Annotated in this window: 9 protein-coding genes; 3 read left to right on the top strand and 6 right to left on the bottom strand. The window is 73.3% G+C overall.

Annotated features, from left to right (window positions below; all coding sequences use genetic code 11):
• Positions 1-6 precede the first annotated feature (6 nt).
• From ABZW11_RS26085 to ABZW11_RS26065, 5 genes are all read right to left on the bottom strand, one after another.
• The gene (locus ABZW11_RS26085) at positions 7-384 is read right to left on the bottom strand and encodes a YchJ family metal-binding protein (RefSeq protein WP_355421946.1); all 378 of its coding nucleotides are present in this window, start codon (positions 382-384) and stop codon (positions 7-9) included.
• A gap of 4 nt (positions 385-388) precedes the next feature.
• Complete coding sequence (locus ABZW11_RS26080; RefSeq protein WP_355421943.1) at positions 389-1,225, bottom strand: NAD-dependent protein deacetylase; 837 nt, start codon at positions 1,223-1,225, stop codon at positions 389-391.
• The gene (locus tag ABZW11_RS26075; protein ID WP_355421940.1) at positions 1,222-3,141 is read right to left on the bottom strand and encodes an ABC transporter ATP-binding protein; all 1,920 of its coding nucleotides are present in this window, start codon (positions 3,139-3,141) and stop codon (positions 1,222-1,224) included. The genes ABZW11_RS26080 and ABZW11_RS26075 overlap by 4 nt, the downstream gene beginning before the upstream one ends.
• A 64-nt stretch (positions 3,142-3,205) precedes the next feature.
• Entirely contained in the window at positions 3,206-4,948 is a 1,743-nt protein-coding gene (locus tag ABZW11_RS26070; RefSeq protein WP_355421937.1) for an ABC transporter ATP-binding protein, read from the bottom strand.
• Positions 4,949-5,103: 155 nt separating this feature from the next.
• Positions 5,104-7,941, bottom strand: a complete 2,838-nt coding sequence (locus tag ABZW11_RS26065; protein ID WP_355421934.1) for a lantibiotic dehydratase — start codon at positions 7,939-7,941, stop codon at positions 5,104-5,106.
• A 484-nt stretch (positions 7,942-8,425) separates the two neighbouring features.
• Here ABZW11_RS26065 and ABZW11_RS26060 point away from each other — a divergent pair, with 484 nt between their 5' ends.
• The 3 genes from ABZW11_RS26060 to ABZW11_RS26050 all read left to right on the top strand — a co-directional run bounded on the left by ABZW11_RS26060 (position 8,426) and on the right by ABZW11_RS26050 (position 13,282).
• Positions 8,426-9,598: a PP2C family protein-serine/threonine phosphatase gene (locus ABZW11_RS26060; RefSeq protein ID WP_355421931.1), complete on the top strand. Its 1,173-nt coding sequence runs from the start codon at positions 8,426-8,428 to the stop codon at positions 9,596-9,598.
• An 86-nt stretch (positions 9,599-9,684) separates the two neighbouring features.
• Positions 9,685-10,848, top strand: coding sequence for a histidinol-phosphate transaminase (locus tag ABZW11_RS26055; RefSeq protein WP_355421928.1), 1,164 nt, complete (start codon positions 9,685-9,687; stop codon positions 10,846-10,848).
• A gap of 145 nt (positions 10,849-10,993) precedes the next feature.
• Positions 10,994-13,282 carry an excinuclease ABC subunit UvrA gene (locus ABZW11_RS26050; RefSeq protein WP_355421994.1) on the top strand — a complete coding sequence of 763 codons (2,289 nt, stop codon included), beginning with the start codon at positions 10,994-10,996 and terminating at the stop codon, positions 13,280-13,282.
• Positions 13,283-13,329: 47 nt separating this feature from the next.
• Here ABZW11_RS26050 and ABZW11_RS26045 read toward each other — a convergent pair whose 3' ends face one another.
• Entirely contained in the window at positions 13,330-14,211 is an 882-nt protein-coding gene (locus ABZW11_RS26045) for a hypothetical protein (RefSeq protein WP_355421926.1), read from the bottom strand.
• Positions 14,212-14,225: the final 14 nt, after the last annotated feature.

Below are 14,225 nucleotides of genomic sequence, written 5' to 3'. Positions count from 1 at the left end.
GAACGGTCAGACGACGCCGGCGTAGACCCAGCGGCCGTCCAGGCGGACGAAGCGGCTGTGCTCCTCCATCTCGCCCGGCCGCCCCCGCTCCAGGTAGTGGGCGCGGAAGCGGACGGTGCCCTCGGTGTGCACGACGCTGCCGCCGGTGGTCTCCAGCACCTCCAGCCGCACCCACTTGACCCGCCGGTCGATGCCGGCGCGCTGCGGCCGGTCGGATGGGTGCCAGGTGCGCAGCAGGTACGCCTCGTCGCCCACGCCGAAGGCACTGAAGCGGGAGCGCATGAGCTGCTCGGCGGTGGCGGCCGCCACCTCACCCCGGTGCAGCCTGCCGCAGCAGTCCTGGTAGGAGGCGGGCAGGCCGCAGAGACACGTACGAGGAGGCATGGGTCTATTCTGCCCCGAGCAGGGCCGTGAGGTCGGTCAACGTCGGCCCGAGCGGCGCGTCAAGCGTGAGCGAGGCGTCGCCGTCACCGCCGGTCGGGCCCTGGTTGACGATGGCGATGGGGATGCCGAGCTCCGCCGCCCTGGTGACGAAGCGCAGCCCCGACTTGATCGCCAGCGACGACCCGAGCACGAGCAGCGCCCGCGCCCCGCCCACCACCGCGAAGCACTCGTCCACCCGCGGCTTCGGCACGTTCTCGCCGAAGAACACCACGTCCGGCTTGAGCACCCCGCCGCACCCCGTGCAGTCGACCAGGTTGAACCCGGCGATCTGCGCGTCGGTGAGCGCCGCGTCGCCGTCGGGGTTGATAGCCGCGCCCGCCTCCTCCCAGCCCGGGTTCGCCTCCCGCAGCCGGCGCTCCAGCTCGACGCGCGGGGTGCGCTCGCGGCACGACAGGCAGACCACGCGGTCGAGCCCGCCGTGCAGCTCGATCACCTGGCGGGCGCCCGCCGCCTGGTGTAGGCCGTCGACGTTCTGGGTGACGATGCCGGCCAGCAGGCCGCGCCGCTCCAGCGCGGCGACCGCGCGGTGCCCCGCGTTGGGTCGGGCCGCGCCGATGTGCCGCCACCCGACGTGGCTGCGCGCCCAGTAACGCTGCCGGGCCCGCGCGCTGCCGACGAACTTCTGGTACGTCATCGGCTCGGCCCGCCTGGACCGCCCTGTCGGACCCCGGTAGTCGGGGATGCCGGACTCGGTGGACAGTCCGGCCCCGCTGAGCACGGCCACCCCGCCCCGGGCGACGAGCCCGGCCAGCTCCGCCACCTTCGTGGTGCTCGATATCACCCTTCTATGGTGCCTTCCGTTCCACACCCTTCGTCCCGCCGAGCCTTTCCACGTGCCTCGCCACGTGCCTGGCCACGTGCCTGGCCACGGCTCCGGTCGCCGCCGACGTTCCCGGGCTCCCCGCCCTCGGCGAAGCCGAGGTCCGCGCGTTCCTCCGCCTCGGCCACCAGTTCGGCGTGCCACAGCCGGCGCATCTCCGGGCAGCTCTCCAGCAGGCCGGCCAGCCGTCCCCGCCCGGCGACGCGGCCCCGGTCGAGGACGATCACCTGGTCGGCGCGTTCGAGCGCGGCCTGCCGGTGCGAGACGACCAGCACGGTCTCCGGGCCGCGCCCGGCGATCCGCTCCCACAGCAGCCGCTCGGTCTCGACGTCGAGCGCGGACGACAGGTCGTCCACCACCAGCAGGTCGGGGTCGCGGACGAGGGCGCGGGCGGCGGTGACGCGCTGGGCCTGCCCGCCCGACAGCCGGGTGCCGCGCGGCCCGACGACCGTGTCGAGGCCGCGGGTCAGCTCGGCCAGGTCCCGGTCGAACACGGCCAGCTCCAGGGCCCGCCGCGCGTCCTCGTCGCCGGCGGCGCGGCCGAGCAGCAGGTTCTCGCGCAGGGTCGCGGAGAACAGGCGCGGCACCTGGCCCGCGTACGCGACCCGGCCGGGGACGAGGAACGTGCCCGGATCGCGGACCTGGACGCCGTTCCAGGTGATCTCCCCCGCGTCGGCCCGCAGGAGGCCGAGCAGGGCGCGTACCAGGGTGGTCTTACCCGCGCCGACCGCTCCTGTGACGACGGTGAAGGAGCCGCGCTCGACGCGCAGGCCGACGTCGTGCAGCACGCCGCGCACGGTCAGTCCGCGCGCCTCCAGCACCCGCAGCCGGTCGTCGTGCGGCGGCGGCTGCGGCGCGGGCGGCGGGTCGCCGCGCAGCCACACCTCGGAGCCGCGCACCAGATCGGCGGCGTCCTCGTGCGGCGCCATGAGCCTGGTCAGCCGCTCGGTGGCGACCGCGGCCTGCGGCAGCCGGGAGAGGAACACGCCGATCGACCTCGGGAAAGCGGTGAGCCAGCCGATGTAGGTGGTGAACAGCGCGAGGTCGCCCACGGTGAAGTCGCCGCCGCGCATGGCGGGCGCGGCGAGCAGCAGCACCAGGCCGGTGCCGAGCTCGACGGACGCGGTGGTGGCGGCGCCCAGCAGGTCGGTCGCCAGCCGGTCCTTGACCGCGGCGTCGCGGCGGCGCCGGTTGTGGGCGCGCAGCCGGTCGAGCACCGCGGCCTCGGCTCCCGCCGTCTTGATGGCGAGCAGGCCGCCGAACACCTCCCCCACGTACGCCGTCACGGCCGCGCCGAGCCGCCTGGCCCGCGCGTGCAGCCGGGCGACCACCTGCCGCATGGTCCTGCTCAGCACGCCGGCCGCGATCATCGGGACGACCAGCACCAGCGTGATCAGCGGATCGACGCAGGCCAGGATCGGCAGCGCCACGGCGGCGAACACCGCGGTGCCGAACAGGCTGACGCTCTCGTCGGTGAAGTCCACGGCGTCGGCCACGTCGTCCCGCATGCGGGCCACGGCCTCGCCCGAGGAGTGCGGCAGCCGGGCGGCGGCGGGTCCGCGCGCGGTCAGCAGGGAGCGCAGCACGTTCGAGCGCAGGAGCGTGGCCGCCGCCGTCCACCAGTAGACGCCGTACGTCCACGCGAGGACGATCATCACGCCCCGTACGACCTCGACGCCCACGAACGCCGCACACCACCACAGCACGCTCGCCGGCCCGGCCGCCCGCTGCCCGCTCATCTCATCGAACACCCGCTGCAGGGCGAGCCCGCCGCCCAGCGGGATCACGTGCACCGGCAGCCACAGCAGCGCCCCGACGAGGAACCGCCGGAAGTCGAACGTGGCCAGCCGCGTGGCCACCGCCGTCACGGGTTTCACCGGCGCGCCCCCGCCCGATCGCCCAGCGCGCGCCCACGCCGGGCGGCCGTCGCCGTGTCGCGCCTCATCGGCTCACCCCCGCCAGGTCGAGGAGGTGGCCGAAGCGGCTGTGCGGGTCGGCGGCCAGGCGGGCGCGGGGGCCGTACTCGACGACCTTGCCGTGGTCGAGCACGGCGATCGTGTCCACGCGGGCCAGCGACGACAGCCGGTGCGCGATGATCACCCCGGTCCTGCCCTCCAGGAGCCGAGCGACGGCCGCCTCGGCCCGCCGCTCGGTGGCCGGGTCGAGCCGGCTGGACGCCTCGTCCAGCACGACCAGCCCGGGGTCGGCCAGGAACACCCGGGCGAACGCGAGCAGCTGCGCCTCCCCCGCCGACAGCTCGGGCAGCTCGGCGTCGAGCCCGCCGGGCAGGGAGGCCGCCCACGCGCCGAGCCCGACCTCGCCGAGCACCTCCATCAGCCGCTCGTCACCAGGTGACGGCCGGAACAACGTGAGGTTGTCGCGCACGCCGGCCCGGAACAGCTGCACGTCCTGTGTCACGACGCCGACCCTGCGCCGCAAGGAGTGCGGCTCGGCCTCGCGCAGATCGACACCGCCCACCCGGACGACGCCCTGCACGGGGTCGTGCAGCCGCAGCACCAGCCTGGCCAGGGTGGTCTTGCCGCTGCCGGTCCGCCCGACCAGCCCGAGCGTCTCGCCGGGCGCGAGGCGCACCCGCACCCCCGACAGCACCTGCTCCTCGTCGCCGGGGTAGGTGAAGCCGACGCCGTCGAGGTCCAGCCCGAGCGGCCCTGTGGGAGGCAGCGGCCGGGTGCCGGGCGTGAGCGCCGGCCGCTCGGCCAGCAGCCCCGCGATGCGGGCCACCCCCGCCAGCGCCGCCTGGTACTGCCTGATCTGGTCGATCAGCCGCTCGAACGGCGCCCGCACCATCATCGTGTACTGCAGGAGCAGCACGGCGGTGCCGACCGTGAGCGCCCCCGACCGCATGGTCCAGGCGGCCAGCCCCAGCATGATCGCGGTGCCCGCGGCGAAGGCCACGGAGGTGCCCCCGAGCAGCACGGTGCCGATGCGGGCGTCGCGGTGCTCGGCGCGGAACAGCGCCGCGCTGACCTGGTGGAAGCGGCGTACGGTGTGGGCGCCCGCGCCGTTGGCCCGCAGGTCCTCTGCGCCGGCCAGCCGCTCTTCCAGCGCGCCGAACAGCGCGGCGCTCGCGGCCCGCGACCGGGCCGCCGACGGCACGGCCAGCCGCTGGGCGCGTGCCATGCCGTACCCGATGACCAGGCAGTACGCCAGCAGCGCCAGCCCGATCCGCCAGTCCACGAGGAGTACGGCGACGACCACGCCGGCCAGCAGCAGGACGCCGGCCACGACGTCGAGCAGGAACGCGACGACGAAGTCGGCGACGGCCACCACGTCGCCGTCGACCCGCTCGATCAGCTCGCCGGGCGTGTGCCGGCCGTGGAAGGCCAGGTCGAGGTGGAGCGCGTGGCCGGTGAGGCGTTCGCGCAGGCGGTTGGAGCCGTCCCAGGCGAGCCGGCCCGCGAGCCACGCGGTGATGGTGCGCGCCGCCTGGCCGGCGACGGCGAGCACGAGGTAGCCGGCGGCGATCAGCGTGAGGTGGCGGATGCTCGCGCCGCGCATCGCGTCATCGACGAACCACCGGGTGACCTGCGGCGCCGCCAGAGGCAGCGCGGTCGCGGCGGACACCGCGCCGATCAGCGCGGGCGCGGCCCGCCAGGACGGCAGGAGCAGGCGGAGGACGGAAGAGGTGTCAGGTGAGGGATTCCCGGGTGCGGAGGGAGTCAAGAAGCGTCATGCCCTTTGCGTCGGAGGATTCGGTGAGCTGAGGGATCACGGACGCTTCGCGCATCGTGGGCCTCCTCCTTCGACGGGCGGTCAACGCCCGGGAGTACACCAGGCGCGCCCGGCGGGGCGCAACCGGTTTATCCCGGGCGCGGGGCTCAGCGGCTCTGGCGGGTGGTCTCGCCGGGCCAGGGGTAGGGGTGCGCGGCCATCCTGCCGAACAGGCGCTTGACCGGCTTCGGGGCCGGTGCGGGCGCGCGGCGGGCGCTCGTACCGGAGGGGCGGCGCTCTCCCCCGGCCGGGCGCAGGTAGACGCAGCGCAGCTCGGCCGCGAACCGGTGCTCGCCGTCGCGCAGCCAGCACCCCTCGGGGCCCGGCAGCACCTCGCTCACCGTGACGCCGCCGCCGCCCGCGGCCAGGCGGGCAAGCCCTTCGAGGAGGGCGGGCGAGCGGGTGTCGACGTAGACGCGCTCGCGGGCGGTGGCGGCGAAGAACACGACGGGCAGCTCGTACGCCTCCCGCAGCCGGGCCATCGCCACCAGCAGGTCGCCGTCGCCGCCCGCCTGCCCGAACCCCTCGAACGCGGCGCCGCTGACGTGCCAGCGCCGCCCGGCCAGGACCACGTTGTCCCAGGTCAGCCTAGGCATGCGGGGCAGGTCGCCGAGCCTCGGCAGCCGGAGCCTGGGCAGGGCGAGCGCCGTGTGCAGCGCCGTGTCGTGCTCGCCGTCGTGGAACAGCAGCGGCTCCTCGAACCCCTTGGCGTGCAGGACGGCGCGGTGGCCGTCGCTGTGCACGTACAGCTCGTCGAGGCCGAGCCTGCGCCGGTCCTCGCCCGCCGTCGCGCCGCCGAGCTCGAGCACGGGGCCGGGCAGCTCCGGCCTGGGCACGCCGCGCTCGGGGCGGGAGACGACGTTCAGCACCGTGAACCCCGACAGCGCCCGCCGCACCTGCGCGTCGCGCTCGGCCAGGCAGGCGGCCTCGTCGTCGTGGAACTGCAGCGCCCACGGCGTGAGCAGCACCCCGTCGTGCAGGGCGGTGAGCACCAGCGGGGTGACGCCCGGCTCGTACGCCTCCAGCGACGGCGCGGCCACCATCACGTCCGCCGAGCACAGCACGGGCGCGGCCGGCGGGGCGGGCTCGTCGAGCAGGCCCGCGAGGTTCAGCTCGGCGGTGCCCGGCCTCGCGGCGCGGACCAGCTCCGCGATGCGGGCGGGCAGCCGGTCGCCGTGGTCGATCTCCAGGTCGCCGGTCATGCGCAGGGCGTCCGACAGCGCGTACGTGCCGGGCCCGAGCCGCCCGGCCAGCAGCCGGTTGGTGCGCAGCCGGGTCAGCTCGGCCTCCTCGGCCAGCAGGTCGAGCACCCTCGGCACCCGCTCCCGCAGGTCGGCGGCCAGCGCGTCGCCGACGCCGACCCGCAGCGTGCCGGCGGCGGCCTCGTGCACCGTCACCCGGCCGTCGCGGTGCCCGCCGGCGCCCGCCAGCGCCTCGATCCTGCGCTGCACGGCGAGCTTCACGTCGGGTGAGGCGGCGGGATATTGCGCGAGCAACTCGCTGATCTCCCCGACCCGCCGCCCCACCGGCAGCTCGGGCCCGGACGCCTGGCCGGCGCCCCTCGGCCCGCGCTGCACGGGCACGCCCGCGGGGGCCACGAACCCCCGCCTGGACGCCCCCGACGCTCCACCCCCGGCCTCCCCCACCGGCCTCCCCCCGAGGCCCTCCGCCCGCCCCACCCCGCCCCGGATCCGGCCTCCAGGCGCGGCAGCGGGCCCACCTTCGGAGCCGCCCTCGGCTTCACCGGCACCCCCGTGCCCGGTGAGGTCGTCACGGACGGTGGAGGGTCGTCGCCCTGCCCTGCCGGGAGGAAAGGAGTCCGGGTGAGCGGGGTGCGGCGTCAGCCCGCACTCGCAGGGCCCCGGCGGCTGCACCCGCTCCCTGCGCGGTGCGGTGTCGCCGTCATCCGCGGGCAGCTCATGGGTGGGACCGTCGCCGTCGGCGAGGGGGATGCCGCGGGTGGTGAGGCGGTCGCGGAGCCAGGCGAAGGGGTCGGCGACGCCGGCGGGCGGGCACAGGTCGTGGGTGAGCAGGCCGCGGCGGACCGCGACGGTGAGCGCCGCGGCCGCGCGTTCCATGCCGGTGCCCGTCGCGGCGGCGATCTCGGCGAGCGTACGGGCGCCGTCGCAGTGGCCACTGAAGGCGGCCCCCTCGCGTACCTCGCCCACCAGGGTCCTGCGGCGCGGCACCAGGCCGGGCACCAGCGCGGGGTCGGCGAGGACGCGCTGCTGGAGCGCCTCGTTCACGCGCCCGGCCGGGTACGCCACCCGCTGCCGGTAGACCCGGTGCCCCTTCCAGGTGTGGCCGGAGGGGCCGGGCCGGACGGCGCCGTAGTTGAGCGGGCCGTAGCAGCCGTCCGTCTCGCACGAGGTGGCCAGCCGCTGCAGGTGGGCGGCCAGCTCCCGGCGGGTCCTGCCGCCCTTGGCGCCGTGGCGCAGGTCGCGGTAGAGGGCGGGCGCGGAGCAGACGAGCGCGTCGAGGAAGCGTTCGTCGGCGGTGAGCCGGGACACGGCCGCCCTGGTGAGGGCGGCGTCACCGCCGACGAGCGCGGTGAGCGTGAGCTTGGCGCGCTCCAGCATGCCGGTGACCTCGTTCCAGGCCAGCACCCAGTTGCCCGCGCCGGCGGCGCCGGAGACGACGGCCCCGGACGGCAACGGCCGCAGGTCGCGCAGGCGCCCCCGCAGCCCGCGCGATGTCCGCCCCGTCTCCGCACCCGCTCCTGGACCCGTGCCCGCCCGGCGGTCGGGTGCGCCGGCCGGGCGGGGGCCTGTCGCGTGGGCGGGAGCGTCGGCGAGCAGGTCGAGTGCCTTGCGCTCCAGTTGTACGACCACCGCGGCCGCCTCCGCCGCCCTGAGGTAGGCGAGTGACAGCACCAGCTCCCACGGAAATCCGGCGCTGCGGACGACCACGGCCGGCAGCAGGGTCCAGTCGTGCTCGATGTCCATATGGACCGCTCCCTTTCCTGACATGAATTCACCGCCGCACCGCGTCTCAACTCAGATGCTTACAAGATCATTTATTTCTGTCAATGCGTTTGGCCAGGAAAAGAAAATGAGAATCAGCGACACCCTCTCGTCCCTCACGCCGGAGATACCCAACAATGCCAGCAAACCACTCCAAACAGGACGCGACTGTTTACTTTCCGTAGCCGCTGGGCCTATCCTTCCCGCACACAGAGTCAACGATCCACACACATCCACCACCTGAAACGACCCGGAAAAGCATTAAGGACGGCCTTGCCAGGCCGTCGTTTTCCCGCCATTGAATACGCGGGCGAGCGGCGCGGAACAACGTACGCGGCCGGTCGGATAAACGCGTGAATACGCCCGTGCGAATAACTCTCATTTACCCGCGCGGGGCAAGGTGGGGTCAAGGAAGCGCGCCGCGGGCCGGGCAGGCGAAACCGCCTGATAGAAGGTGACATGGGGGGTGCGGGAGACAATGACGGGACAGGCGCGGCGGAGGCGCGGGAGGCCGGTCGGCGGCGGGCGCGGCAGCAGGGCGAGCCGGGTGCCGAGCGGGGGGCGCCAGCTGTGGACGCCGCTGTTCCTGGCGGGGCTGTTCCTCGTCACCGCCGTGGTGATCGCACTCGACCTGACCACGGGCACGGCCATCAGGCTGTACCCGCTGCTGATCTTCCTGCCGGCCATCATGTCGGGCCTCGGCGACGTGAAGCAGACGATCGCCGCGTCCGTCTGGGTGGTGCTGGTGGAGGTCGGCACCGGCGCCTACCTGAGCGCGCAGCTCGACGACCTGCTGCTCGCGGCCGGGTTCACCACGATCTTCGGCGTGGTGAGCGTGCTCGGCTGCCGTTACCGCGTACGCCGTGAGGAGGAGGTGCACCGGCTGCGGTCGGCGGCCTCGGCGTTGCAGCGGCTCATCGTGCGCCCGCTCCCCCTGCGTACGGCCGAGGTCGCCGTGGACGGCCTCTACCACCCGATCGAGGAGGACGCCCTGGTCGGCGGCGACGTGTACGACGTCGCCGTGTCCCGCCACGGCACCCGGGTGCTGATCGCGGACGTCCAGGGCAAGGGCCTGCCCGCGATCGGCACGGCGCTGGCCGTGCTGGGCTCGTTCAGGGAGGCCGCCTACCGCGAGGACACACTGACCGGCGTCGTGGCCGCCCTGGAGACGACGGTGGTGCGGCAGAACGTGTTCGCCGCCATGACCGGCGAGCCCGAGCGGCTGGTCACGGCCCTCGTGCTGGACATCGCCGGAGACACGGAGGTGGAGGCGATCAACTGCGGCCACATCGCCCCTTTCGTGCTGCACGACGGCGAGGCGTACCAGGTGGACCTGGGCGAGCCCGCTCTGCCGCTCGGGCTCGCGTCGCTGACGGCGACGCCCCGCCACGGCATGCGGTTCGCCTTCCCGCTGGGCGCGACGCTGCTGCTGTGCACCGACGGGGTGACCGAGGCACGTGACCCGCGCGGCGCGTTCTACCCGCTGGAGGAGCGGCTGCGCGCGTGGGCGCCGGACCCGCCCGCGCCGCTCGGCCGCGCGCTGGGCGCCGACCTGCAGGAGTTCACGGGCGGCGACGTCCGCGACGACGTCGCCGTCCTGACGCTGCGCCGGATGGGCCCGCCGTCGATCCCGCCGTGAAGAAGATCACACCGGGAAACCCCCTGAACCGCGTCCCTTATCGGCGCGTACCTCCACACATCGGACACGTGGTCCATGGAGGTGTCGTGGAGCTCAGTCTCTTGCGGGCCCAAGCGCACAGCCCGTCGTACTTCTCACTCATGCGCGGCTCGGCGGGAGAGCGCGCCCCGGTGGACTTCTGCATCCCCTGCAATCCGTACTTCCCCACGCCGGACATATTCGAGCACCTCGGGAGGAACCTGGAGACGATCCTGAAGTTCTATCCCAGCGACGCAGGGACGATCACCGAGGAGTTGTGCGCCACGCTCGGTCTGCACCCCAAGACGGTCGCGATGGGCAACGGCTCCACGGAGCTGATCACCTGGATCGACCACCTGCTGGTCCGCGAGAGCCTGGCGGTGCCCATCCCCACCTTCGGCCGCTGGACCGACCAGCCGCTGGAGACCGGCAAGCGGGTGGACATGTACCCGTTGCAGGAGAGCCGCAATTTCACGCTCGACGTGGACGACTTCGTGTCGTTCATCCGCATGCGCGGCTCACGGGTGGCGGTGATCTGCAACCCGAACAACCCCGACGGCGGCTACCTGCCCAAGCATCAGGTCCTGTACCTGCTCGACCAGCTCATCGACCTCGACCTGGTGATCGTGGACGAGTCGTTCGGCGAGTTCGTGGACGCCGAGCCGTACCCGGGGGTGGCGGCGGAGGCGGCGGTGCGGCCGAACGTGATCGTGCTGCGCAGCCTGGGCAAGAACTTCGGCCTGCACGGCATCCGCTTCGGCTACATGGTGGCCAACCCGGCGCTGGCCGCCCGCGTACGGGACGCGCTGCCCAAGTGGAACCTGAACTCCTTCGCCGAGGTCGTGGTGTTCATGATGCGGGAGTTCATGAACGAGTACCAGGACAGCCTCAGGCGGCTGGGCAACGACAGGCGGGCGATGTTCCAGCAGCTCAGCACCATGCCGGGGCTGTCGGTGTACGCCTCGCAGGGCAACTTCCTGCTGGTCAAGCTGCCGCCGGGGCACGACGGGGTGCCGCTGCGCGACCACCTGCTGACCGAGCACGGCGTGTACGTCCGCGAGTGCGGCAACAAGCTGGGCACCACGAGCCGGTTCCTGCGCCTGGTCGTCCGCCCGCAGGAGGACGTGCGGCGGCTGCTCATCGGCATGACGCAGTTCCTGTACTCCGGCAGCCTGCACGAGATCCCGGTGATCGGGGTGCACCACCGCCACGTCAACCCGCTCTCGGCGTAGCGCACGAATCCTGCCAGACCCGGCCCGTACGAGAGCACCGGCGGGCCGGTGTAAGCTGTCTCGGCCAAATTTCCTTACAGCATAAACAATCGGCCGATGACGAAAGGATATCGTGCTCCCCGAGGCAAGCATCGACCCCAGCGCTGTGATCAGCGCTGATCACAGCGCTGATCACACGGCGGCGGACAGTCACGACCACATCCAGGTCCGCGGCGCCAGGGAGAACAACCTCAAGGGCGTCTCCCTCGACGTCCCCAAGCGGCGGCTCACCGTGTTCACCGGCGTGTCCGGTTCCGGGAAGTCCTCGCTCGTCTTCGACACGATCGCCGCGGAGTCCCGCCGGTTGATCGACGAGACGTACACCGCGTACATCCAGTCGTTCATGCCGAGCCTCGGCCGGCCCGACATCGACGCGCTGCACAACCTCAGCGCGGCGATCATCGTCGACCAGGAGCGCATGGGGGCCAACTCGCGCTCCACCGTGGGCACCGTCACCGACGCCCACACCATGCTGCGCATCCTCTTCAGCCGCATCGGCAGCCCGTACGTCGGCCCCGCCTACGCCTTCAGCTTCAACCGGGCCGAGGGCATGTGCCCCGAGTGCGAGGGCCTCGGCAAGGCGTCCGAGATCGACGTGGACGAGCTGGTCGACCGTGAGCTGTCGCTCGACGACGGCGCCATCAAGATCCCCGGCTTCCCGGTCGGGAGCTGGCAGTGGCAGGTCGTGGCCGGCTCAGGGCTGTTCGACCCTGGCACGAAGCTGAAGGACTTCACCGAACAGCAGTGGCAGGACCTGCTGTACAAGCCGGCGAGCAAGCTGAAGTACGGCACCAACAACTTCACCTACGAGGGCCTGATGCTGAAGGTGCGCAAGTCGTACCTCGGCAAGGACCGCGAGTCGATGCAGACGGCGGCACGCGCGTTCGCCGACCGGGCGATCAAGCTCGCGACCTGCCCCTCGTGCGGCGGCACCCGCCTCAACGAGGCCGCCCGCTCGGCCCGCGTGCAGGGCCGCGGCATCACCGACCTGTCGGCCATGCAGATCGACGACCTGGCGGCGTTCGTCCGCGGCATCGGCGACCCCTCGGTCGGGCCGGTGCTCGAAGGGCTGCTGTCCACGCTCGACTCCCTGGTCGGCATCGGGCTCGGCTACCTCAGCCTCGACCGCGAGTCCGGCACGCTGTCGGGCGGCGAGGCCCAGCGGGTCAAGATGGTGCGGCACCTCAACTCCAGCCTCACCGACGTCACGTACGTCTTCGACGAGCCGACCGCCGGGCTGCACCCGCACGACATCCAGCGGATGAACAGCCTGCTGCTGCAACTGCGCGACAAGGGCAACACGGTGCTCGTCGTCGAGCACAAGCCCGAGCTGATCGCGATCGCCGACCATGTGGTGGACCTCGGCCCGGGGGCGGGCACCGCCGGCGGCGAGATCTGCTACCAGGGCGACCTCGCGGGCCTGCGCGCCTCGGGCACGCTCACCGGCCGCTACCTCGACCACCGGGTGGGCCTGCGCGAGGAGGTGCGCAAGCCCACGGGGCAGCTGCCGATCAGGAACGCCACCCTGCACAACCTGCGCGACGTGAGCGTGGACCTCCCGCTCGGCGTGCTCACCGTGGTCACCGGCGTCGCCGGATCGGGCAAGAGCTCGCTCATCCACGGCTACGTCGCGGGCCGCGACGGCGTGGTGGTGGCCGACCAGTCGCAGATCCGCGGCTCGCGCCGGAGCAACCCGGCCACCTACACCGGGGTGCTCGACCCGATCAGGGCGGCGTTCGCCAAGGCCAACGGGGTCAAGCCGGGCCTGTTCAGCGCCAACTCCGAGGGCGCCTGCCCGGCCTGCAAGGGCATCGGCCTCATCTACACCGACCTCGCGATGATGGCCGGGGTGGCCTCGGTGTGCGAGCGGTGCGAGGGCCGGCGGTTCACGCCGGAGGTGCTGACGTACCGGCTGCACGGCAAGAACATCAGCGAGGTGCTGGAGATGCCGATCGCCGAGGCCAGGACGTTCTTCCCGAAGGGGCAGGCGGGCGTCATCCTCGACCGGCTGGTGGCCGTGGGGCTCGGCTACCTCGGGCTGGGGCAGCCGCTCACGACGCTGTCGGGCGGCGAGCGGCAGCGGCTCAAGCTGGCCATCAACATGGCCAAGAACGGCACCACGTACGTGCTGGACGAGCCCACCACCGGCCTGCACCTGGCCGACGTCGACCAGCTGCTGTCGCTGCTCGACCGGCTGGTGGACGACGGCAACTCGGTCATCGTGATCGAGCACCACCAGGCGGTCATGGCGCACGCCGACTGGATCGTGGACCTCGGGCCCGGGGCCGGTCACGACGGCGGTCAGGTGGTCTTCGCCGGGACGCCGGGCGAGCTGGTCGCCACCGGCACCTCGCTCACGGCCGTCCACCTGCGGGACTACGTCGGCATGAGCTGAGCGCTGGCCCGGCGCCCGGTCTGAGACCGCGGGTCAGACCGCGGGTCTCAGACCGCGAGCCGGGCCAGCACGCGCGCGAACTCGGGCGGCGGCGCCACGACCAGCCTGGTCTGCCCGTCCTGGGCGACGATGTCGGCCCTGATCAGCGTGAGCTGCCCGTCGTGCCACCAGTAGACCTGCGGGCTGAGACCGTCGGTGCGGACGGCGTGCACGCGCAGCCGTTCGAGCGCGCGTACCACGCCGATCCCGTCCACGGGGTGCACGAGCAGCGTGTACGGGTCGGGCAGCACCACGAGCACCCCGTCGGCGGGCACGGTCAGGTGCTCCTGCAGCCAGCGCAGGTGGGTGGCGGCCGACGGGCTCTCGGCGGTCAGCCGGATGATCGGGGTGCCGGACAGCGCGATGTTCTCGGACGTCAGCGAGCCGTGCCTGCGCACGTTGGCCACCGCCCGGTCGAGCGCCTGCCCGCCGGAGACCGGCCAGCAGCCCGACTCCTCCGGCCTGACCAGCCGCGCGCCCACGGTGAGCAGCTCGACCAGGTCGGCGTTGAGATGGCGGCCGACGACGCGGGTCAGGTCGGGCACCGCGTCCACCGACTCGACCCTGATCCGCAGCAGCGGCCCGGCCTGCTCCAGGTCGGTCACGTCAACGCGCTCGCCGGCGGTGGCGACGGCGTGCGCCAGGTGCTCGGAGACCAGCACCGGCCAGTCCTCCCTGGCCCGGCGCGCGGCCTCGCGGCGCAGCCCGGTCAGCCTGACGACCAGCTCGGGGGTGGGCTGCCCGGCACGGTCAAGGGTGAGGAGGGAGCCGTCGCCGGAGAAGGCGAAGGAGTATCCGAGGGACTCCGCGACGAGGGCCAGCAGCGAGTCGAGATCGACGTCCTCGACCGGACGGCGCGGGGCCTCGCGGTCACGCTCGTACCAATTCACGCCGCTGTGTCCCT

Source organism: Nonomuraea sp. NPDC004580 (assembly GCF_040609855.1).
GTDB lineage: Bacteria > Actinomycetota > Actinomycetes > Streptosporangiales > Streptosporangiaceae > Nonomuraea > Nonomuraea salmonea.
Note: the sequence above shows the minus strand (reverse complement) of the source record. Positions and strands in the feature narration are given on the sequence as shown.